16 protein-coding genes are annotated in these 22,018 nt (G+C 60.8%); 9 read left to right on the top strand and 7 right to left on the bottom strand.

Annotation, left to right across the window (positions count from 1 at the left end; all coding sequences use genetic code 11):
- The first annotated feature begins 148 nt into the window (after window positions 1–148).
- From MSG32_RS07640 to MSG32_RS07600, 9 genes are all read left to right on the top strand, one after another.
- Window positions 149–2,572 (top strand): FAD-dependent oxidoreductase, encoded by a 2,424-nt coding sequence (locus MSG32_RS07640; protein WP_136938055.1) that lies wholly within the window; start codon window positions 149–151, stop codon window positions 2,570–2,572.
- 245 nt (window positions 2,573–2,817) lie between these two features.
- A complete protein-coding gene (locus tag MSG32_RS07635) occupies window positions 2,818–3,570 on the top strand; it encodes an electron transfer flavoprotein subunit beta/FixA family protein (protein WP_248379046.1) in 753 nt (250 codons plus the stop codon).
- A gap of 10 nt (window positions 3,571–3,580) precedes the next feature.
- Window positions 3,581–4,510: an FAD-binding protein gene (locus tag MSG32_RS07630; protein WP_248379045.1), complete on the top strand. Its 930-nt coding sequence runs from the start codon at window positions 3,581–3,583 to the stop codon at window positions 4,508–4,510.
- Window positions 4,511–4,542: 32 nt separating this feature from the next.
- The gene (gene purU, locus MSG32_RS07625; protein WP_248379044.1) at window positions 4,543–5,403 is read left to right on the top strand and encodes a formyltetrahydrofolate deformylase; all 861 of its coding nucleotides are present in this window, start codon (window positions 4,543–4,545) and stop codon (window positions 5,401–5,403) included.
- Window positions 5,404–5,420: 17 nt separating this feature from the next.
- Entirely contained in the window at window positions 5,421–6,338 is a 918-nt protein-coding gene (gene folD / locus MSG32_RS07620; RefSeq protein ID WP_248379043.1) for a bifunctional methylenetetrahydrofolate dehydrogenase/methenyltetrahydrofolate cyclohydrolase FolD, read from the top strand.
- 11 nt (window positions 6,339–6,349) lie between these two features.
- A complete protein-coding gene (locus MSG32_RS07615; RefSeq protein WP_248379042.1) occupies window positions 6,350–8,008 on the top strand; it encodes an electron transfer flavoprotein-ubiquinone oxidoreductase in 1,659 nt (552 codons plus the stop codon).
- A 49-nt stretch (window positions 8,009–8,057) separates the two neighbouring features.
- Window positions 8,058–9,002 (top strand): glycine betaine ABC transporter substrate-binding protein, encoded by a 945-nt coding sequence (locus MSG32_RS07610; RefSeq protein ID WP_248379041.1) that lies wholly within the window; start codon window positions 8,058–8,060, stop codon window positions 9,000–9,002.
- Between the two features lie 68 nt (window positions 9,003–9,070).
- Window positions 9,071–10,192 (top strand): glycine betaine/L-proline ABC transporter ATP-binding protein, encoded by a 1,122-nt coding sequence (locus tag MSG32_RS07605; RefSeq protein ID WP_248379040.1) that lies wholly within the window; start codon window positions 9,071–9,073, stop codon window positions 10,190–10,192.
- Window positions 10,182–11,699, top strand: coding sequence for a proline/glycine betaine ABC transporter permease (locus MSG32_RS07600; protein WP_248379039.1), 1,518 nt, complete (start codon window positions 10,182–10,184; stop codon window positions 11,697–11,699). Before MSG32_RS07605 ends, MSG32_RS07600 begins: the two co-directional genes overlap by 11 nt.
- 171 nt (window positions 11,700–11,870) lie before the next feature.
- On the opposite strand, the gene MSG32_RS07595 is transcribed toward MSG32_RS07600, so the two are convergent.
- The 7 genes from MSG32_RS07595 to ugpC form a co-directional block, all read right to left on the bottom strand.
- Window positions 11,871–12,863 (bottom strand): nucleoid-associated protein, encoded by a 993-nt coding sequence (locus MSG32_RS07595; RefSeq protein ID WP_248379038.1) that lies wholly within the window; start codon window positions 12,861–12,863, stop codon window positions 11,871–11,873.
- Window positions 12,864–12,943: 80 nt separating this feature from the next.
- The gene (locus MSG32_RS07590) at window positions 12,944–13,999 is read right to left on the bottom strand and encodes a LacI family DNA-binding transcriptional regulator (protein ID WP_248379037.1); all 1,056 of its coding nucleotides are present in this window, start codon (window positions 13,997–13,999) and stop codon (window positions 12,944–12,946) included.
- 145 nt (window positions 14,000–14,144) lie between these two features.
- Complete coding sequence (locus MSG32_RS07585; protein WP_248379036.1) at window positions 14,145–15,863, bottom strand: alpha-amylase family glycosyl hydrolase; 1,719 nt, start codon at window positions 15,861–15,863, stop codon at window positions 14,145–14,147.
- A 136-nt stretch (window positions 15,864–15,999) separates the two neighbouring features.
- Window positions 16,000–17,304 (bottom strand): ABC transporter substrate-binding protein, encoded by a 1,305-nt coding sequence (locus MSG32_RS07580; protein ID WP_248379035.1) that lies wholly within the window; start codon window positions 17,302–17,304, stop codon window positions 16,000–16,002.
- Window positions 17,305–17,396: 92 nt separating this feature from the next.
- Window positions 17,397–19,061 (bottom strand): alpha-amylase family glycosyl hydrolase, encoded by a 1,665-nt coding sequence (locus tag MSG32_RS07575; RefSeq protein ID WP_248379034.1) that lies wholly within the window; start codon window positions 19,059–19,061, stop codon window positions 17,397–17,399.
- 41 nt (window positions 19,062–19,102) lie between these two features.
- Window positions 19,103–20,752 (bottom strand): alpha-amylase family glycosyl hydrolase, encoded by a 1,650-nt coding sequence (locus MSG32_RS07570; RefSeq protein WP_248379033.1) that lies wholly within the window; start codon window positions 20,750–20,752, stop codon window positions 19,103–19,105.
- 151 nt (window positions 20,753–20,903) lie between these two features.
- The gene (ugpC, locus tag MSG32_RS07565; protein WP_248379032.1) at window positions 20,904–22,010 is read right to left on the bottom strand and encodes a sn-glycerol-3-phosphate ABC transporter ATP-binding protein UgpC; all 1,107 of its coding nucleotides are present in this window, start codon (window positions 22,008–22,010) and stop codon (window positions 20,904–20,906) included.
- Between the last annotated feature and the right edge of the window lie 8 nt (window positions 22,011–22,018).

Raw genomic sequence — 22,018 nt, 5'->3', positions numbered from 1 at the left:
ATTCTACTGCTAGAAATGAAAGCGCTTTCATTCATTGTGATGCACGGCCGAAAGACACCGCCCAAGGAACAAGTACAACGCTGAGATGAGCCCGTTCGTGCCGGTAATGTTTGATGTTTTATCAATAAGAACAAGCTGAGGAATATCAATGAAGACACATGCAAAAGTCGTCGTCATCGGCGGTGGGATTGGCGGTTGCAGCACGCTGTATCACCTGACCAAGGAAGGGTGGACAGACGTGGTGCTGGTGGAGCGCAACGAACTGACTTCAGGGACGACCTGGCATTCTGCTGCACAGGTGACTAACTTCGGCGCGGTTCAGACGATGGTGGGGCTGAAGAGTCACAGCATCAAGCTTTACAAGGAGTTGTCTCAGGATCCGGATCATCCCATCAATTACCACCATGCCACCGGGGGGATCCGCCTGGCGTCGACCCAGGAACATATGGATGGCTATAAGCACTTTATCTCCCTGGCCAAGGGCATGGGGGTCGACTTTGAACTGATCGATGCTCAGGAGTGTGCCAAGCGTCATCCGCTGCTGGAGGCCGATGAAGAGCTGTTGGGTGGCCTTTGGGATCCACTCGATGGCGATATTGATCCGGCCCAGCTGACCCAGGCGCTGGCACGTGGGGCGCGTAAAGCCGGGGCGGAGATCTATCGCCACAACCCGGTGGAGAATGTCTATCAGAAACCCAATGGCGAGTGGGTCGTACAGACCAAGAATGGCGATATCACCTGCGAGATCATCGTCAACGCCTGCGGGTACCGAGTAAACGAAGTCGGCAAGATGCTGGGTGTCGAGTACCCCGTCATCTCGATGGAGCACATGTATTTCCTGACCGAGTCGCTACCCGAGCTGGAAGCCCGCGAGGAACGTGTCCCGCTGCTACGTGACCCGCGTGATGACTTCTACAGCCGTCAGGAGAAGAAAGGTCTGCTGGTCGGTATCTACGAACAACGCTGCAAGACATGGGGCATGGACGGTATCGACCCCAACTTCGTCAATGCCCTGTGCCCGGATGATCTGGACCGCTGCCTGGACAACATGGAGCGTGTCTTCAAGCGCATGCCATGCCTGGAGCGCACCGGGATTCACAGCATCATCAATGGCCCCATCACCTATTCTGCCGATGGCAACCCGCTGGTCGGCAAGACCCCGGGGCTGACCAATGCCTATTCCATCATCGGCCTGCGTGCCGGGCTGGGTGAAGGTGGCGGTCACGGCAAGATTCTGGCCGAACTCATCGTGCATGGTGAATCCGAGTGGGACACCTGGTGTCTGGACCCGGCGCGCTTCACCGGTCATGCCAATACCGAGTTCACCGCGCTGAAGGCGATCGAGGACTATCAGAATGAATTCCGCTTCCACATGCCGCATGAGCATCGTGACGCGGGACGTCTGGCCAAGACCACGCCGTTGTATTCCGTGTTGAAGGAGAAGGGCGCCGAGTTCGGCACCGTCAATGGCTGGGAGCGTGCACTGTTCTACAAGCCGACGCCGGACTTCGAGTTCAAGCACAGCTTCCGCTTTACCGAGGTGGACAAGATCGTCGCCGAAGAGGTCAAGGCGGTGCATGAAAATGTCGGCCTGATGGAAGTCAGTGGTTTCAACCGCTACGAGATCAAGGGGCCCAAGGCGGCAGAATGGCTGGATAGCCTGATGTGCGGCAATGTGCCGAAGAAGGTCGGCCGTGTGGGGCTGTGCTACTTCCTGACCGACAAGGGCAATGTCGCCGGTGAGGCGACGCTGGCCAAGTTGGCCGATGATCGCTTCTGGTACGGCTCTGCCGCCGCCGCCGAATATCACGACATGGAATGGCTGAAAGCGCACCTGCCGGATTGTGGTGTCGAGCTGGTCCCCATGACCAATTCACACACCATCCTGGTGGTGAGCGGGCCGAAGTCACGTGATCTGTTGGCCTCTCTCTCGCCACGCACCGACTGGAGCAACCAGGCATTCCCGTGGCTGACGGCCAAGAAGGTCTATATCGGTCATGCCGAGGCCATGGCGCTGCGGGTGAGCTTCAGCGGGGAACTGGGTTGGGAGCTGCACGTCCCCAACGAGCAACTCTATCTGGCCTACAAGCTGCTGGATGAAGCAGGACAAGCCTTTGATCTGAAGCCCTTTGGCTCACTGGCTACGGAATCCATGCGTCTCGAGAAGAGCTATCGCCACTGGAAAGCCGATCTGATCACCGAATTTGATCCCTTCGAGAGTGACCTGGGCCGCTTCGTGAAGATGGACAAGCCGACCTTCCCGGGCAAGGAAGCGTTGCTGGCCAAGGAAGGCAAGCCGATGCGCCGCAAGTTCGTCACCCTGGTGGTCGATTGCCAGCATGCTGCCGCGCACCCCGGTGATTCCATCTACGCCGATGGCAAGGTGGTCGGCACCGTGACATCGGCTGGCTACGGCTACCGGGTCAACAAGAACATCGCCATGGGCTTCGTGAACCCGGAGCACGCTGAAGAGGGCGCGGATCTGCATGTCGACATCATCGGTGAGCAGCATGCGGCACGTGTCGTGGCGGGGCCATTGCTCGATCCCGACAATGCGTTGCTCAAGTCATGACATTCGCGTGAGGTCTTGAGCCATCACATTGCAGTGCCGTGATGCGTTTCGTTGAGCAATGTTGAGAGCACCTCTCTGTGGTCGTTGTCTGGCGGGCCGTCACGGCCCTGCCGAGAGGTGCTGTCTCTCAATCACTGTTTCTCAATTACTGTTTCTCAAACACTCACTGCCACTCAAACAATCATCGTCTCGCGCACACCGTTGCTTACAACACTACAAATCGACGCTAGTCGTGGAGGGATCGCATGAAGATTCTGGTAGGTGTCAAACGTGTCATCGATCACAACGTGCAAGTCAGGGTCAAGGCCGATGGCTCCGGGGTGGATCTCGACAACATCAAGATGGCCATCAACCCCTTTGATGAGGTGGCCGTCGAACAGGCCATCACACTGAAGGAAGCCGGCGTCGCCGAGGAAGTCATCGTCGTCTCCATCGGGCCGGACAAGTCCCAGGAAACGCTTCGCCAGGCACTGGCCGTCGGAGCTGATAGAGCCATTCATGTGCCTTTCGACGGGAGTACCGAGTCGCTGTCAGTGGCCAAGGTCTTCAAGGCGCTGGTCGAGCGGGAAGGGGTGGACCTGGTCATGCTGGGCAAGCAGGCCATCGATGATGACTGCAACCAGACCGCCCAGATGCTGGGCGCCATGATGGACTGGCCGCAAGGCACCTTCGCCTCGACGTTGACCACGACGGACGGTGCGCTGGAAGTCGTGCGCGAGGTCGACAACGGCCTGGAAACGTTGGCGTTGTCCTTGCCGGCAGTGGTCAGTGTGGACCTGCGTCTGAATGAACCGCGTTATGCCTCACTCCCGGCGATCATGAAAGCCAAGAAAAAGCCGCTGGAAACCTTGGAGGCCAGTGAGCTGGGCGTGGACCTCACGCCACGACTCGAGCTGGTGTCGATGAGCGAGATGCCGGCACGCGAATCCGGGGGAGTGTTGGTCAATTCGGCCGGCGAACTCGTGGAAAAACTCAAGAACGAAGCCACCGTCATTTAAGGAGTGCGTCATGTCGATTCTTGTCATCGTGGATCACGATAATCGTGAAATTGCCTCGGCCACTCTCAATACACTGACGGCGGCACATCAGCTAGGCAGTGACATCGACCTGCTGGTCATGGGGCATGACTGTGAGGCAGTCACCCAGGCAGCCGCTCGGTTCAGTGGAGTTCGTCAGGTAATGACGGTAGACGCAGCACAATTCGCGCTGCCGGCAGCAGAAGATATGGCACCGATCGTCAAGGGGTGTGCAGAGGGCTATACGCACCTGCTAGCCCCAGCCAACAGCTTCGGCAAGAACCTGATGCCGCGAGTGGCGGCGCTGCTCGATGTCGCGCAACTCTCCGACATCAGTGCGGTAGTAGACGCCAATACCTTCGAGCGTCCCATCTATGCCGGGAATGTGCTTGCGACCTATCGCAGCCAGGAGGCGACCAAGGTCATTACCGTTCGCAGTACCAAATTCGAGGCCTTCAGTGAAATGGAGGGCAGCGCAGCATGTGTGACATTGCCGGCGCCGTCACCGCAAGACAAAGCCCGGGTCATGGGGCGCTCCGCGCCACAATCCGAGGGCCCGGAGCTCGCCACCGCCCGTGTGGTCATTTCAGGCGGGCGCGGCATGGGGAATGGCGAGAACTTCGCAATGCTCGACAGCGTGGCCAGCAAGATGGGGGCCGCCGTCGGCGCCTCACGTGCCGCGGTGGATGCCGGCTTCGTTCCCAACGACTACCAGGTTGGCCAGACCGGCAAGGTGGTCGCACCTGAGCTTTACATTGCTGTAGGCATCTCCGGCGCCATTCAGCACCTGGCAGGCATGAAGGACGCCAAGGTCATCGTGGCCGTCAACAAGGATCCGGATGCCCCGATCTTCCAGGTCGCTGACTACGGCATCGTCGGTGATCTCTTCGAGGTCATGCCGCAATTCGATTCCGCTCTCTAAGAGCCCGACCCAGGAGCGTAAAAACAACAATCATGAAAAACAAGAATTCCTACATCCTCAAAGTCTCCTGCCCGGGACGTGTCGGCATCGTGGCGGCACTGGGCAACTTCATGTCCGACCGTGGTTGCTTCATCAAGGAACTGCATCAATTCGATGACCAGGAAACCGGTCGCTTCTTCTCGACCATCGAGTTCGTCTTTGAAGGGGATCGCACCTTCACGGTCGACCAGATGAAGGCGGCCTTTGAAGTCACTGCCATGAGTTTCGACATGGAATGGGAAATCCATGACGCCTCGGAACGCGCCAAGGTGCTGATCATGGTGTCCAAATATGATCACTGTCTACGTGACTTGCTGTATCGCCGTGCGACCGGCGAACTCATGATCGACATCACGGCCATCGTGTCCAATCACGAAGACCTGCGTGAGATGGCAGAGCGCGAAGGCATCGAATTCATTCATCTGCCAGTGACCAAGGAGACCAAGCCGCAACAGGAATCGCGCCTGCTGGAAATCATCCGTAGCACTGATACGGAATTGGTCGTCCTCGCACGTTACATGCAGATTCTCTCCGACACGCTGAGCAAGGAGCTGGCAGGGCGCTGCATCAATATCCACCACTCCTTCCTGCCCGGCTTCAAAGGGGCCAAGCCGTATTACCAGGCCTACGACCGTGGCGTGAAGCTGATCGGTGCCACCGCACATTACGTGACGGGAGACCTGGACGAAGGTCCCATCATCGAGCAGATGGTCGAGCGGGTCGACCATGCCCATGATCCGAAGCATCTCACCCAGGTCGGGCGTGACATGGAAGCGCAGGCGCTGGCGCGAGCTGTCAAATACCACGTCTCGCACCGTGTCTTCCAGAACGGATTGAGAACCGTCGTCTTCTGAGGCAGAGGAGTGGAGCAATGAATCAGCTGAGTGCCTCCCAGGCAATCGAAGAGACGTGCAGCATCGTGATCGATGGCAAGGCCTTCGCCAAGCGGCTGAGGGGCGAGGTGGCAGAGGAGGTTGCCATCTTCGCGGCCGAGACGGGACATCAACCGGGACTTGCGGTGGTGCTGGTCGGCAGTGATGCCGCCAGTCAGGTGTACGTCCGGACCAAGATGCGTCAGGCCGAAGAGGTCGGCATCGCCTCATTCCAGCATCTGCTGGGCGCTGAGACGACCGAGGCGCAATTGCTGTCACTGATCGCGCTCTTGAATGAAGACGACAGTGTGGATGGCATTCTCGTACAACTGCCGTTGCCTGAGCATATCAATGAAAGCGCTGTCATCGAGGCGATCGATCCCGCCAAGGACGTCGATGGATTCCATCCCATCAATGTCGGCCGCCTGAGCGCAGGTGAGCCGGGCATGGTGCCCTGTACGCCACTGGGGTGTCTGTTGCTGCTGCAGGACCGCCTTGGCGATCTGTCCGGCTTGAAGGCTGTGGTGGTCGGCCGCTCCAACATCGTGGGCAAACCCATCGGGCAGTTGCTGCTCAACGCCAACTGCACCGTCACCACGCTGCACTCGCGCAGTCAGGATGTCGTGGCGGAGTGTCGGCGGGCGGATATCCTCGTCGTCGCCGTGGGGCTGCCCGGCGTGATAGGAGCCGAGCACATCAAGCCGGGGGCCACCGTCCTCGATGTTGGTATCAATCGCATCGAGAGCGCCAAGGGCGAGACACGCCTGGTGGGGGATGTCGATTTTGACGCAGCGGTCAGCAAGGCCGGTGGCTTGACGCCGGTGCCCGGGGGGATCGGCCCGATGACGGTTGCCTGCCTGATGCGCAATACCCTGGCGGCGGCGCGTCAGCGTTCACATACCTCGATGATCGGGTGAGGAGAGAGTCCATGAGTCAGGATGATCGTGAAGCCATGGAGTTTGATGTCGTCATCGTCGGGGCGGGCCCGTCGGGGCTGGCAGCTGCCTGTCGATTGATGCAGCAGGCGCAGGCAGCGGGGACGGAGCTGTCGGTCTGCGTCGTCGAGAAAGGCTCGGAAGTCGGTGCCCATATCCTGTCCGGCGCCATTCTGGAGACGCGTGCCCTTGATGAGCTGTTCCCGGACTGGGAGGCGCGCGGGGCGCCCATCGGCGTGCCTGTGGCCGAGGACCAGGTGCTGTACCTGCCCAATCAGGAGCGCACGTTGCAGTTTCCCGATTGGCTGGTGCCCAGGACACTTCATAACCAGGGCAACTACATCGTCAGCCTCGGCAATCTGTGTCGCTGGCTGGCAGAGCAGGCGGAGGCATTGGGGGTCGAGATATTCCCCGGATTCGCCGCCAGTGAGGTGCTGTATCACGACAATGGCGCCGTGAAGGGTATCGCCACCGGGGACATGGGGGTCAGTCGAGATGGCCAGCCCAACGACAGCTATATGCAGGGGATAGAGTTGCACGCCCGCTATACGCTGTTTGCCGAAGGCTGCCGGGGCCACCTGGGCAAGTCGCTCTATCAGAATTTCTCGCTGGACGCCGAAGCCGACAGTCAGCATTACGGTCTGGGTATCAAGGAGCTTTGGGATATCGCCCCGGAGCTCCATCAGCCGGGGTTGGTCGTGCATGGCACTGGCTGGCCGTTGAGCGATGGCACCTCAGGTGGCTTCTTCCTCTATCACGGCGACAAGCAGCAAGTGGTTGTCGGCTTGATCGTCGATCTGAATTACTCCAATCCGCATGTCAGTCCCTTCGATGAGTTCCAACGACTCAAGCATCACCCGGCGCTGGCGCAATACCTGACGGGAGGCAAGCGCGTTTCCTACGGGGCGCGTGCCATCTGCAAGGGGGGCTACAACGCCTTGCCTAAGATGACCTTCCCGGGCGGGCTACTGATTGGTTGTAACGCGGGCACACTGAACTTCGCCAAGATAAAGGGCACGCATACCGCGATGAAGTCGGGATTGTTGGCGGCAGAGACTGTCTTTGAAGCGCTGCAACAAGGCGATAGCGGCGGCAATGAGCTGCATGAGTATCGCGAGCGCTTCCAGGCGTCCTGGGTACACGAAGAGTTGTATGCCAGTCGCAATTTCGGGCCGGCATTGCACAGACTGGGGCCAGTGCTCGGCGGGGCCTTCAATTTCCTCGATCAGAATCTATTCCGAGGCAAGCTGCCATTTCGTCTGCGCGATGATACCCCAGACCACGCTCAGATGAAGCCCGCCGAAAAAAGTCGTGCCATCGAGTACCCCAAACCCGATGGCGTCCTCAGTTTCGACAAGCTCTCCTCGGTGTACCTCTCCAATACCCAGCATGCAGAAGACCAGCCCTGTCATTTGACACTGCAGGATGCGTCGATTCCGATCAGCGTCAACCTGCCCAGATATGAGGAACCGGCGCAGCGTTATTGCCCTGCTGGTGTATACGAAGTCGTGCAGGAAACGGCAGGCAAGCGCTTCCAGATCAACGCGCAGAACTGCCTTCACTGCAAGACATGTGACATCAAGGACCCGGCGCAGAACATTCGCTGGGTCGTGCCGGAAGGTGGCGGCGGGCCCAACTATCCCAACATGTAAGTCACTCATACCAAGACAACAACAATACAAGGAAGCAGTGATGATACCGATGAAACATATCACGTCGACATTGATACTCTCCCTGTCCAGTGGCCTGGCAAACGCTGCAGATGTCACCGTGGGCGTCCCCAACTGGCCAACCGCTGCGGCGACCAGCCACATTCTGAAAGTCGTGATGGAGGATTATCTCGGTCTGGATGTCGGGCTGCAGAATGGCACCAACGCCGTCATCTTCGAGGCGATGGACAAGGGCACTATCGACGTTCATCCCGAAGTGTGGCTCCCCAATCAGCAGAGTCTGCATGACAAGTACGTCAAGGAGCGCGGCACCGTGCTTCAGGACATGAATGGAGTGGAGGCAACACAGGGTATCTGTGTGACCCGAGAGGTATCAGAGCAATACGGCATCTCGTCCATCTATGATCTGACCAATCCCGAGACGGCGAAGCTGTTTGATCGTGACGGGGATGGTTACGGCGAGCTGTGGGCGGGGCCTCCTGCTGCAGCTTCCAGCATGGTCGAAAGAATCAAGGCCAAGAGCTACGGCTATGATCAGACCATGAAGCTCTACGAGCTGGACGAAACCCTGTTCGTCGCCGAGCTATCTGCCTCAGACAAGGCTGACAAGCCGATCGTCTTCTTCTGTTACAGCCCGCACCAGATGTTCCAGATGTATGACCTGGTCCATCTTGAGGAACCCCCGCATGACCCGGATACCTGGCATATCATCCAGCCGACTGATGACCCTGATTGGCTGGAAAAGTCCAATGCCGACAGCGCCTGGCCGGAGGCCGCGCTTTATATCCATTACGCCAGGAAACTCGAGTCCGAGCAACCTGCTGCCGCGAACCTTCTGAGTCATGTAAATCTGGATCTCGAACAGATCAATGACATGAGTTACGCCCTGACCGTCGACAAGAAAGACCCTGAGGCCTACGCCCATGAATGGGTGGCTGACCACGCGGGTCTTGTGGAGTCATGGCTTGCGCAGTGACGCCATGCATGACAATCGACTGACAAGTGAGACGACTCCTGCCTTTCCATGAGGGGAAGGCATCAGTCATGGATTCGCCCACTGGCTTGGCTAGAGTCACGGCGCTGCCGACAGGACAAGGGGTACGCATCATGCAGGAAACGGTCATTCGCCTGGAGGGTGTCTGGAAAATCTTTGGTCAAAACCCTTCGGATGTCTTGAAGGCCATTGAAGAAGAGGATCTGGACAAAGCCAGTGTCAGAGACAGGTACGACTGTGTCGTCGGAATCTCTGATGTCTCCTTCAGCGTCGAGCGCGGTGAGATATTTTGCATCATGGGGTTGTCGGGCAGTGGCAAGTCGACCTTGATTCGCCACTTCAATCGGCTCATTGAACCTACCTCAGGCACCATCGAGGTGCTTGGCAAGGACATGGCGACACTGTCGCGCGATGAATTACGCGATATACGCGCCAAGAATATCGGCATGGTCTTTCAGCACATGGCATTGCTTCCCCATCGCAGTGTGCTGGATAACGTCGCTTTTCCTCTCGAGGTCCAGGGGATTCCCAAGTCCAAGCGTTGGGATATCTCCCAACATGCCCTGTCCCTCGTCAATCTCGATGGCTATGAGGATTATTACCCCTCTCAACTTTCCGGGGGGATGCAGCAGCGTGTTGGCTTGGCGAGGGCGTTGGCCAGTGACCCGGAAGTGTTGTTGATGGATGAGCCATTCAGTGCACTGGACCCCTTGATTCGCCGTGAGCTTCAGGATCAGTTCGTGACGCTGACCAAGACGCTCAAGAAGACCACCATCTTCATCACTCATGACCTGGATGAGGCAATCCGTATCGGCGATAGGATCGCCATCATGAAGGATGGCCAGCTGGTGCAGGTGGGAACGCCTGAGCAGATCGTCATGCATCCTGAAGACGATTACGTACGTGAATTCGTCAAGGATATCTCGAACCTCAAACTCATCTCGGCCAGCGCGATCATGCAGGAGATCGATGTCGAGATGCTCAGTGATGAAGATGCGATGCGCCAGGCGCCACGTGTCACGCAAGAGACGTCACTGGAAGCATTGATCGAGGTGTCCACCTCCAGCGACTTGCCCGTACTCGTGACGCAGAGCGATGGCGAGGAGGTCGGCATGATTACCAAGGACAGGCTGCTGTTGGGTATCCGGGGAGGGCAACAGGATGAAAGATAACGTGAAGCCATCGACGGTGTCAGGAGCCGACCATTCGGTTCAGAATTTTGCCGACAGAAACGGCAAGTACTACGAGACACAATTCCACAAGGTGCAGTCACATACCGGCATGGCGTGGACCTTCAATGTCACCGCTGCCGTCTTTGGCCCACTGTGGGCTGCATCACGACATCTCTGGGGCATGTTCTGGTTGAGTGCGATCGCCTGCCTGTTGGCGATGGTGCAGATCGGCAAGGGCCTCTGGGGGGAGCTTGGGGCAGAACAGATCTCCCGCGCCACTGGCTTGATGGCCAAGTCAGAGGAAATGTCCGAGAAGGCCAGGCTGGCCCTTGAGGCGGGGGCTGCCAATGCGGACTCCCTGCAACGTGCCTCGGATAACCTGCAGCAAGCCGCGGAAAGGATGATGACGGCGGCCAATGCCTCAGCCTCCGGTGGCAATGAGTTGATGCTGTGGGGTGGGGTCGCCCTGGTGGTGATCATGGTCGTACAGGGTCTGGTCGCGATTCCTGTCTATGAGAAGAAGTACTGCCGCTGGCGGGTCAACAAGCGGGAACGTAGTGGTTTCAGCTGGCTGAGTCTCTTCTATGGGGTGCTTGCTCTGGTGCTGATATACCCGGTCACGCTCTATCGCTACACGGTTGAGAAGCCGGTCAGCTGGTTGCTGGCATTCCCCAGCAATCAGGCTATCTACTCCTCTACGGCCAGCTGGACCGACGGTGTCTTTGATTACATCGCCCTTCACGGCGGGAGTGTCTTTGACGGCATCGCCAACGGCATCAGCCTGCTGCTCGACACGCTTGAAGTCATTCTGGTCGATACGCCCTGGCCGGTGATCATGATCCTGACGCTGGTCATGGCCTGGCGTCTGGCGGGGCCCAGAGTCGCCATCTTCACCGCAGCGGCCCTGGGCTACCTGGCATTCCTGGGCTTCTGGGAAAAGAGCATGTCGACGATAGCGCTGCTCGGAGCCGCCGCCACGATCTGCGTGCTCATCGGTGTCCCGCTTGGCATCTGGTGTGCCAAGAACCGGTACGCGCATGCCGTCACGGAGCCCGTGCTGGACTTCATGCAGACCATGCCTGCCTTCGTCTATCTGATACCCATCATCGCGTTCTTCGGGACCGGCAAGCCACCGGGGATCATGGCGACCATCATCTTCGGGCTGCCGCCGGTCGTCAGACTGACGGCATTGGGGATTCGTCAGGTGCCACCCACCATCGTGGAGGCGGCATTGGCCTTCGGCTGCACGCGACGCAAGCTGCTGCTCGATGTCGAGATTCCCTTGGCGATGCCCAACATCATGACAGGGGTCAATCAGACGATTCTGATGTGCCTGTCGATGGTGGTCATCGCCTCCCTGATCGGTGCCGAAGGCTTGGGGTCTGATGTGCTGATGGCGCTGCAGTACGCCGCCAAGGGGCAAGGATTGTTGGCCGGTATTGCCATACTGCTGTGCGCCATGGTGATTGACCGTATCGTGCAGGGGCGCTTCAAGGGCGTGGCGTGACACGCCACTGCCACTTGCCAAGCGAGAAGGACGAAGAGCGCAGAACGACAGAGTTAGACGACAGAGTTAGACGACAAGGGCCCGCTGCATCAGCAGCGGGCCCTTGTCGTTGTGATGCACTGCTGGCGGGTCAGCGCACATCTGTTCGCGTCAGCTGCCAGTTGGCATGGCTCAGCGCTGCTTGAGCTGATCACGCAGGCCCGTCGGGACCTGCTTGATGATCAGACGGTCACTCGCTTCATCGTATTCCACCGAGTCGCCCAGCAGGTGCGAGTCAAAGCTGATCGAGACGCCCGCGGCGCGCCCGGTGAAACGCTTGAACTGGTTGAGCGTCTTCTTGTCCGGCGGGATTTCCGGCGACAGTCCGTAGTCACTGTTGCGAATGTGATCGTAGAAGGCCTGCGGGTGCTCTTCATCGATCAGCTCTGACAGCTGGTCCAGCGTGATCGGCTCGCCGAGCTTGGCCTGATCGGTGGCGTAATCGACCAAGGTGTCGGTCTTCTGCCGGCTGGCTTCCTCGGCCATGTCTTCCTTCTCGACATAGTCGCTGAACGCCTTGAGCAGGGTGCGGGTTTCCTGACCGGCATCCCGCTGCTCCTGTGCGCCCAGCGTTTCGGCGAAGGCCTCGGCGAGCTTGGTGCGTCCGCGATCGCGCGCCCAGGACAGATAGGGGTGAGACGTCGAGCTGCCTTGCCACTGACTGATATCCAGTCGTGCGGCCAGCGACATCTGGGTCATGTTGAGCTGTCGAGCGGGCGTTACCGCGAGGGACTCGTCGATCGCGAAGCCATCACGATGGTGCAGCAACGCCATGAACAGATGACGCGTCTCACCCTGTTGGTGATCCACCACCAGCAGATGGCCGCCTGTCGGGAGGTTGTCATCGATCAACGGCATGAGTCGACTGGCAAGCGTCTGGGTCAGGCTCGCGAAATCGGTATCACCTGCGAGGAAAGACGCCAGCTCGGCGGGGAAGGCAGCAGGCGCGTCTTCATTGAAACGCCCCCAGTTCTTGGCCTTGCCGTGGTAGGCATCATTGAGCCCGGACACCAGATCCTCCAGTGCATCGGATGCCGGCAGGGCGGTGGCGGCAGGCACCAGCTGGGCCGGCGTCTCGCTATTGCCCTTGTCGATACGGTGAATGATGCTGTGCAGGATCGGCATAGGAACCTCCCTCGGCTGCGATGAACGGGCTGGGGATGATACCTGCCACGCCCCATAGCGTCACTCCTGGCGACGTCTCCTCACGGGCAGGTCTCGCCCTGGATCAGCTGTGTCGAGAGTCGGTGTGATGAGGCGGGCTCCAGCCCCAGAATCATTCGCGCGGCAAGGCGGCCTTTCTCGGTACTGTCCTGGTGGACGGTGGTCAGGCGCGGTGACCGATATTGTCCTTCCTCGATGCCATCGAAGCCGGTGATACGCAGATCCTCGGGAATTCGGATGCCACGTTGTTCGGCCAGGGTCACGGCGGTCAGAGCAATACGGTCTGACATGCACAGCAGGAGGTCTGGCCGCTCGCTGCCCGGCAGGTCGAGTATCTCTGCCAGTACCGGCGCGCAGACTTCATAGGTGTTTTCCTCGATGTTCCACATCGCGACGTCTTGCAAAGACACCTCTTGGTCTGCCAGGGCGCGATGAAACCCCGCCAGACGCGAGCGAGTAATGGTACGGCCGGCCGGAAGCAGCGTATGGGCATCGGTGATGGGGCCATTGCAGGGCGTGTCGGTCAGGCGCAGGTTGACGATACCGATACGACTGGCGGGTGTCTGCAAGGCATGTTGCGCGATGGCGTAGCAGGCGGGCTCATCATCCACATGGATGGCGGGGTGGTCGCCAAGATCGAAGTCGACCGCCACGATGGGCTTGTGACCCGCGCTCTGGAGTTCCTCCACCAGCGCCATGCTGGCCATCAGCCCGTAGACGATGAAGCCATCGGCGATGCTGGAAGATCCGGGCACCTGGGAGGCATTCTGGCGGCCTGAAAGCAGCAGCAGGGTATGGCCGTGAGCATCCAGCACTTCCGCGATGCCCGACAGCAGTTCGCTGGCGACGGCGTCCTTGAGGCTGTAGGTCAGCGTCTCCGCGAGTACCACGGCGATGATCCGTGAGCGCCCCGTGCGCAGACTGCGCGCCTTGGCATCCGGGCCACGGTAGCCAAGGCGTCTGGCCTCCTCGAGCACCCGCTCGCGCAATGCTGGCGAGAGCTGGTCGGGGCGGTTGAAGGCGTTGGAGACGCTGGCGGTGGAGACGCCGAGTTGAGCGGCTAGCTCCTTGAGAGTGATGCGGCGAGGCGATGACACAGGCGTCGGGTTCCTGAAGATGAAAAGCTTGAACGATTAAGTGCAGAGATAGCATATCGCCACGTACCAGAAATGCCCAGAAAGTGACGGAGTTGGCCGAACGAGCGGTCAACTGCGCACAAGGCGTCCAGCCGGGCAACGCCTGCTAGCGGTCCTGCACTTGCGAGGTATCGGCTGGCAGGACCAGCCAGGCTGCCATCCCCGGCGCCAGGCTCAATTGGCCTGCTTCAAGCGAGGGCGTTGCCATGCCGGGCAACGAGACGACCTCTATCGGGTCATGATGCTGACCATGAGGCATTCGCGAGCCCATCAGGGTAGGCAGGTCGAGCATGACGGGGGCGTTGTCGTGTTCCGGGCCGTGACCTGCCTCGTGTGCCAGATTGGCCAGGCACACCATCTGCTGGTGAGGAGTGTGACGTATCACGCCAAAGACACCCTTCGGCAGCACGGACGGGGAGATGAGCGTCTGTTGTCCCGTCCTCAGCGTCGCATTCTCGCGACGCAGTTCCAGCAGCTTGCGAACGCGATTCATCAGGCTCTTGGGCGCCTCTTGTTGCAGCGAGACCGCCTGTGACTGATGAGGGGCATGGACGGGAAGCCAGGGCGACAGGGAGTCAGCGCAGAAACCACCATTGCGTTGAGGCTCCCACACCATGGGCGTGCGACAGCCATCGCGTCCCTTGACCTCGGGCCATAGCGCGATTCCGAAGGGGTCCTGCAACTCGGCGTAGCTCAGCTCGGCTTCCTTGAATCCAAGCTCTTCTCCCTGATAGAGGCAGAGGCTGCCCCGCAATGAGCAGAGTACCGTCAGTGCCAGCAAGGCGCGTGCGCTCCCCCAGCGACTGGCACTGCGCGGGACATCATGATTGGACAATGCCCAGCACGGCCAGGCGTCTTCGCCATGCTCGGCAAAGCGTGCCAGAACGGCGTGCAAGTCCACGGCATCGCCCGTGCTGTTGAGCAGGTCGAAGGTGTAGGCCATATGCAGGCGGTGCTGGCCCGCGGTGTAGGCTGCCATGGCGGGAAGCGGGTCGCTGCCCCCGACCTCGCCGACGCTGGTGGCGCCGGGGTATTCCTCCAGCAGGGCACGAATCTCTTCCAGATAGTCGAGATTCTCTGGCTGATCCGCATTGTGTTTCAGCAGTTGATAGCTGCGGGGATGACCACGGCTACGGTAGTCGTCCGAGGACGGCGGATTGTCCGTCAGCGCCTGGTCATGGAAGTAGAAGTTGGCGGTGTCGAAGCGGAACCCGTCGACGCCCAGCTCCAGCCAGAAGCGCAGATTGTCGAGCTGTGCCTGACGCACCTCGGGATGATGGAAGTTGAGGTCCGGCTGACTGGCGAGGAAGTTGTGCAGATAATACTGGCAGCGCCGTGAATCGAAGGTCCAGGCCGGGCCACCGAAGGCGGCTAACCAGTTGTTGGGCGCACCGCCGTCCGGGCGCGGGTCTGCCCAGACATACCAGTCAGCCTTGGCATTGTCCCGGGATTGGCGACTTTCCCGGAACCACGCATGCTGATCGGAGCTGTGTGACAGCACCTGATCAATGATGACGCCCAACCCGAGCTCATGTGCGCGGGCAACGAGCCGCGAGAAGTCCTCCAGAGTGCCGAACAGGGGATCGATGTCACGGTAGTCCGAGACGTCATAGCCGAAGTCCTGCATGGGCGAGGTGAAGATGGGGGAGACCCAGATGGCGTCCACCCCCAGGGTCGCGAGGTAGTCCAGACGTTGGATGATGCCGGCAATATCGCCGACACCATCGCCATTGGCGTCCATGAAGCTGCGCGGATAGATCTGGTAAAGAGTTGCACCGCGCCACCAGTCGTGTGCGGCATGGCGATGGAGTTGGATAGATGTCATTGCACGATCCTTGTTGTCGAGGCGGCAGGGGGCACGGGCAAGCAAGAGCGCCGGAAAGGCCCCGCGTCTCTGCGCGAGACCTTCCGGGCGTCATCAGTCTGCAGGCGCAAGGCCTGGCGGGGTGAGGCCGTTGGCGTTACCAGCCGCGGCGTCCGATGCGGGTGAGTTCTCTCCCGAGCGCTTCCACCGCCTGAGCACCGGTTTCCTCGCCCGACAGCACCTGATGGGTGCGGTTGAAGAAGGTATTGGAGACGCGTGCGTAGGCATCGCCCGTCACCGAGGCCGGGCGCGCGACGCCGGTTCTGAGCGCTTCATAGAGCTCGCCCATCGAGGGGTTGCTCGCCAGCACCTCGTCATCCTGATAAAGGTGTTCGATGGTGGGGTTGCGCCCCATCTTCATGGCATGGGCCTTCTGCTGCGGAGCGGCGGTGATGTAGGCGACCAGCTCCGCTGCGGCCTGTGGGTGCTCCGAGTAGCGTGATACCGCAAGATTCCAACCGCCCAGGGTCGCGCGTGACTCGCCCTGCGGGCCATGCGGGAGGGGTGCCATGCCGACCTTGCCTGCCACCGGGCTGCCCTCGGCCTGGCTGAGCTTCCAGACATAGGGCCAGTTGCGCAGGAACAGCGCATTGCCCGACTGGAACAACCCACGTGACTCCTCCTCGGTATGATTCAGCGCGCCTTCCGGAGCGATGCTGCCGATCCAGGAGGCGGCGAGGTCGAGTGCCTCGGCGGCGCGCGAGTTGTCGATGGTGACCTCACCGGCATCATCCACCAGGGTGCCGCCGCCCTGGCTTGCGACCCACTCCAGTGCGTTGCAGGTTAGCCCCTCGTAGGCGCGCCCCTGGAAGCTGTATCCCCAGAAATCGGCATTGCCGGCGTCACGTTCCGCCGCCTGGATCGTGCGCGCCGTCTCGGTGAGTTGCTGCCAGGTCTCTGGCACCTGCTGGTCGTATTTTTCCAGCAGGTCCTTGCGGTAATAGAGCACGCCTGCGTCGGTGTACCAGGGCATGGCCACCAGACGTTGCTCTACGGTGCCGTTGTCGACCAGCGCGGGGAAGAAGCCCTCGGTGGCGTCGTCGGGCAGGTAACGGGAAAGGTCGACCAGGTGATCGTCGAGCAGCCCTGGCCACGCCATGTCGACGATCAGCACGTCGATGTCACTGGAGCCGCTGCTCAGCAACTGCTGATACAGCGAGAGCTTCTCGGTGGTGTCGTTGGGAGTGGAGATCACATTGACACGATTGCCGGATTGCTCGGCCCATTGCTGGGCGAGCTCCGGGCACATGTCGGAATCTCCACCGGGGCCACAGGCAATCGTGACCTCGGTGGCCAGTGCGAGGGGGGCCGTCAATGAGGCTCCGCTCAACAGCAGGGCACCGGCGCTACCCTTGAGGGTCGTGAGCATCCGTTGGCGTGGGGTGCTGATAACAGAAGGCATGGCGTGCGACTCCATCATTGTGATTGTTGTTGCGGCGTCCGGGATGACCGTCATCCACCGAGCATCCCGTGAAGCATCGAATCTGCCAGGCGTCAGTTGAGGGCGAGCCACATGGCGCTGCCTGGCATCAGCGACAGGGGGTGGTGAGAGGCGTGTGTCGCCGTGACACCGGCGATCTCGAGGGTGGTCCAGGTGGTGATATCTGGCGCCAGTTGACTCGGGTCGATAACGCTCGGCGTATCGCCCGTCCCGAGGTGTGCCAGACACAGCAGGCGTTGCGCTCCATGCTGACGCACGCTGGCGAAGACGTCGTCCGGGAGCCGCTCGGGGGCAATCAGGATCTGATCGCCCTCGCGCAGCACCTGGCTCGTGCCGCGATAGCGCAGCAGGCGACGCGCTCGCGACAGGAAGCTGTCATCACGGTTTTCCTGCTGCGCCACCGACAATGGCAACTGGCGTGGGGAGACCGGTAACCAGGGCGTGGCCTCAACGCCGGACTCCGTCGCGCAGCGGCTGAACCCACCGTTCAGGCCGTCATCCCAGACCATCGGCGTGCGACAGCCATCGCGGCCCTTGATCTCGGGCCACAGGTTGATGCCGAAGGGGTCCTGCAGGTCCTCGAAGGCCAGCTCCGCTTCGGGAAGCCCCAGTTCTTCTCCCTGATAGAGGCACAGGCTGCCACGCAGCGAACACAACACCGTCAGTGCGAGCAGGGCGCGCGATTCTCCCCAGCTGGTCGCACTGCGTTCCACGTCATGATTGGACAGGGCCCAGCAAGGCCAGGTGTCTTCGCCTTGCTCGGCAAAGCGCGTCAGCACGTCGTAAAGCGCGCGAGCATCGCCATCACTGTTGAGCAGGTCAAAGGTGTAGGCCATGTGCAGGCGGCGTTGGCCGGCGGTATAGGCCGCCATGGTCGGGAGAGGGTCATTGCCGGCGATCTCGCCGACACTGGTGGTGCCCGGGTACTCATCGAGCAGGTCGCGGATGCGCTCCAGATACGCCAGATTCTCCGGTTGCTCGATATTGTGCTGCATCCGCTGATAGCTCTGCGGGTTGCCCGGGTTGACGCCTTCGCGCGCCATCGCCGGGTTGTCGGTCAAGGCGCGGTCATGGAAGTAGTAATTGACGACGTCGAAGCGGAAGCCGTCCACCCCCAGATCCAGCCAGAAGCGCAGGTTGTCCAGCTGCGCCTGGCGTACCTCGGGATGATGGAAATTCAGATCCGGCTGACTGGCCAGGAAGTTGTGCAGATAGTACTGGCGGCGCTTGGCATCGAAGGTCCAGGCGCGACCACTGAAGGCCGCCATCCAGTTGTTGGGCGGGTTGCCATCCGGAAGCGGGTCGGCCCAGACATACCAGTCGGCCTTGGCGTTGTGGCGGTCCTGGCGGCTTTGCTGGAACCAGACGTGTTGATCGGAGCTGTGAGACAGCACCTGGTCGATGATCACGCGCAACCCCAGCTGGTGGGCTTGCGAGACCAGGTGCTTGAAATCCTCCAGGTGGCCGAACATCGGGTCGACATCCCGATAGTCCGCGACGTCATAGCCGAAATCCTTCATCGGCGAGGTGAAGAAGGGGGACAGCCAGATGGCATCCACGCCGAGGCTGGCCACATGGGGCAGGCGCTCGATGATGCCGGCCAGGTCGCCGATGCCGTCGCCGTTGGCATCCATGAAACTGCGGGGGTAGATCTGATAGATCGTGGCACCACGCCACCAGTCGAGGCGTGCGTGAGGATCGAGTTGAGACAGGGTCATCATGACCTCCTTGTGAGTCGCGTGATCGGCAAGCGGGAGATTCAGTGCGCCTCGCCAACACAGCGCGCGATGGCAACGCCGTGGGGCGGCAGCGTCAGGCGACCTGCCTGCCAGTGACCATTGATCATGCCGGGGGCATCCTCGAGGGCTTCCGCTCGCCAGGCGGTCTCCAGAGTCAGGGCCTGGGCAGAGAAGTTGAGCGCGATCAGCAACGACTCGCCGCCTGAGTGACGCGTGAAGCAGATGACTTCCTCATGCAGCGAGTGGAAGTGAATCTCCCCTCGGCTGAGAGCGGGGTGACGGCGGCGGAAGGCGAGCAGCTCCCGGCTGGCATTCAACAGCGATGCCGGGTCGTGTTCCTGATGGTCGACGGCCAAGGCATGATGGAAGTCGGGAACCGGCAACCAGGGAGACACGCGAGAGAAGCCCGCATGTGACTCACCGGCCTGCCACGGCATGGGCGTCCGGCAGCCGTCGCGTCCCTTGTAGCGTGGCCAGAAGGTGATGCCGGCAGGGTCCACCAGCTGGTCATGGCGTAGCTGGGCTTCGCTCAGTCCCAGCTCTTCGCCCTGATACAGGCAGACGCTGCCGCGCTGGGTCAGCAGGAAGGCGAGATAGAGGCGCAGGCGCGCCGGCGAGGCTTCGGCGTCCCAGCGCGTTGCCAGACGTGTGACATCGTGGTTTCCCAGCGCCCAGCACGGCCAGCCGTCCCCGATCTGCGCTTCCATCGTCTGCAGGGTCGCCAGGAGGTGGTCGGGTGAGGCGTTCTCGGTCAGCAGATCGAAGGAATAGGCCATGTGCAGCCGCTGGTCGCCCCGGGTGTACTCGGCCATCACGCGCAAGGAGTCATCGTCACCGACCTCGCCAACGCTGGTGGTGCCGGGGTATTCATCGAGCAGACTCCGCAGCCGTTCGAGAACGGCGAGGTTCTCGGGTTGGGTCTTGTCGTGAAGATGTTGTTGATAGCCGTAGGGGTTGTCCGGGCGCACGCCAATGAAGCCCTCGGCGATCTCACGCCGCGGCGGGTTATCCTTTAGCTCACCATGTGTGCAGAAGTTGATGGCATCCAGACGGAAGCCATCCACCCCCCGCTCCAGCCAGAATCGCACTTCTTCAAGAATGGCTGTCACGACCTCGGGGTGATGGAAGTTGAGGTCCGGCTGCTCGATCAGGAAGTTGTGCAAGTAGTACTGGCAGCGGCGAGTGTCCCATTGCCACGCGGAGCCCCCGAAGATCGATTGCCAGTTGGTGGGCGGTGCGCCATCGGGTCTGGGGTCTGCCCAGACATACCAGTCGGCGCGCGGATTATCGCGGCTCTGGCGGCTTTCCTCGAACCAGGGGTGGGCGTCGGAGGTGTGTGAGAGCACCTGATCGATGATGACTTTCAGACCACGCGCATGCGCTGCCTCGACCAGACGGTCGAAGTCCTCCAGGGTGCCGAACATCGGGTCGACATCGCGATAGTCGCTGATGTCATAGCCGAAGTCCTTCATGGGCGAGGTAAAGAAGGGAGATAGCCAGATCGCATCGACATTCAGCGAGGCGATGTAATCCAGGCGCTCGAGGATGCCCGGCAGATCACCGATGCCATCGCCATTGCTGTCCTGAAAGCTGCGCGGGTAGATCTGATAGATGACGGCGCCGCGCCACCAATCGTGGGCTGACACCTGGGTGTCTCGAATCGTGGACATGCGAGTCTCCTGGGCGGGAGCCATGGCTCCCACCCGTGCGGTCCTTGCGGAGAATGAAGCGGTTGGCCTGAGGCGCCGAGAGCAGGCGCTGGATACTCAGTCCTGGCTGCCAGGCCCTCGAGAAAAAGCCCTGCAGAACAGGCCCTGAACGTCAGGCTGCCTGGCGTTGCTGGGTCAGGCTCAGCGCGCGATCCTGGCTGTCGAAGAGATGCACGTGCTCCAGGTCCGGCACCAGCGCGACGCGTTGGCCGATCTTCCACTGACTTGGGGCTTCACTGCGGTGGATCAGCAGGCTGTCGCCGTCTTTCGGATCCAGATAGACATAGACTTCGTTGCCCAGGTACTCGACGTTGACGATCTCGAAGGCGTTGTCGCCACGGGCCTCTTCCAGGCAGAGGTGTTCGGGGCGAATCCCCAGCGTCAGGCGGCTGCCGGTGCGTTCGTCGCCGGCATCGCGAGGCAGATCCAGTTCGCCGATCCCGGGCGTCGTGATGCGACAGCCATTGCCCTCGCTTCGCAGTAGCTCTGCCGGCAGGAAGTTCATGGTCGGGGAGCCGATGAAGCCGGCCACGAAGCGGGTCGCCGGCGCCTGATAGAGCGTCTGGGGGCTGCCGACCTGCTCGATACGCCCATCACGCAGTACCACGATCTTGTCGGCCAGCGTCATGGCTTCGACCTGGTCGTGGGTGACGTAGACCATGGTGGAGCCCAGGCGATGGTGTAGGCGGGCGATCTCGTTGCGCATCTGGACGCGCAGCGAGGCATCCAGATTGGAGAGCGGCTCGTCGAACAACAGGATCTTGGGCTCACGCGCCATGGCGCGCCCCATGGCGACGCGCTGGCGCTGGCCACCGGAAAGCTCCTTGGGCTTGCGATTCAGCAACTCCTCAAGCTGGAGGATGCGCGCCGTTTCCATCACGCGCTGTTCGACGTTGTCCTTGTCGGCCTTGGCAAGCTTGAGGCCGAAGGCCATGTTCTCGTACACCGTCATGTGCGGGTAGAGCGCATAGGACTGGAAGACCATGCCCACGCCGCGCTCACGCGGGGGGAGGTCATTGACCAGATCGCCGGCGATATGCATCTCACCCTCGGTGATCGATTCCAGCCCGGCGATCAGGCGCAGCAAGGTCGACTTGCCACAGCCTGACGGCCCGACGAAGACCACGAATTCTCCGCTGCCGATCTTCAGGTCCAGATCCTTGATGATGTGCGTGCTGCCGAAGGTCTTGTTGATCTTGGAGAGGGTTACGCTTGTCATCTTGCGAC

The organism is Cobetia sp. 1CM21F, from assembly GCF_023161745.1.
Taxonomy (GTDB): domain Bacteria; phylum Pseudomonadota; class Gammaproteobacteria; order Pseudomonadales; family Halomonadaceae; genus Cobetia; species Cobetia amphilecti.
Note: the sequence above shows the minus strand (reverse complement) of the source record. Positions and strands in the feature narration are given on the sequence as shown.

Excerpts from the sequence above, each read along its gene's own strand:
- ugpC (WP_248379032.1), bottom strand. The coding sequence starts at position 22,010 with ATGACAAGCGTAACCCTCTCCAAGATCAACAAGACCTTCGGCAGCACG.
- folD (WP_248379043.1), top strand. The coding sequence starts at position 5,421 with ATGAATCAGCTGAGTGCCTCCCAGGCAATCGAAGAGACGTGCAGCATC.
- MSG32_RS07575 (WP_248379034.1), bottom strand. The coding sequence starts at position 19,061 with ATGACCCTGTCTCAACTCGATCCTCACGCACGCCTCGACTGGTGGCGT.
- MSG32_RS07630 (WP_248379045.1), top strand. The coding sequence starts at position 3,581 with ATGTCGATTCTTGTCATCGTGGATCACGATAATCGTGAAATTGCCTCG.
- MSG32_RS07600 (WP_248379039.1), top strand. The coding sequence starts at position 10,182 with ATGAAAGATAACGTGAAGCCATCGACGGTGTCAGGAGCCGACCATTCG.
- MSG32_RS07640 (WP_136938055.1), top strand. The coding sequence starts at position 149 with ATGAAGACACATGCAAAAGTCGTCGTCATCGGCGGTGGGATTGGCGGT.
- MSG32_RS07615 (WP_248379042.1), top strand. The coding sequence starts at position 6,350 with ATGAGTCAGGATGATCGTGAAGCCATGGAGTTTGATGTCGTCATCGTC.
- MSG32_RS07585 (WP_248379036.1), bottom strand. The coding sequence starts at position 15,863 with ATGACATCTATCCAACTCCATCGCCATGCCGCACACGACTGGTGGCGC.
- MSG32_RS07635 (WP_248379046.1), top strand. The coding sequence starts at position 2,818 with ATGAAGATTCTGGTAGGTGTCAAACGTGTCATCGATCACAACGTGCAA.
- MSG32_RS07570 (WP_248379033.1), bottom strand. The coding sequence starts at position 20,752 with ATGTCCACGATTCGAGACACCCAGGTGTCAGCCCACGATTGGTGGCGC.
- MSG32_RS07610 (WP_248379041.1), top strand. The coding sequence starts at position 8,058 with ATGAAACATATCACGTCGACATTGATACTCTCCCTGTCCAGTGGCCTG.
- purU (WP_248379044.1), top strand. The coding sequence starts at position 4,543 with ATGAAAAACAAGAATTCCTACATCCTCAAAGTCTCCTGCCCGGGACGT.
- MSG32_RS07605 (WP_248379040.1), top strand. The coding sequence starts at position 9,071 with ATGGATTCGCCCACTGGCTTGGCTAGAGTCACGGCGCTGCCGACAGGA.
- MSG32_RS07580 (WP_248379035.1), bottom strand. The coding sequence starts at position 17,304 with ATGCCTTCTGTTATCAGCACCCCACGCCAACGGATGCTCACGACCCTC.
- MSG32_RS07595 (WP_248379038.1), bottom strand. The coding sequence starts at position 12,863 with ATGCCGATCCTGCACAGCATCATTCACCGTATCGACAAGGGCAATAGC.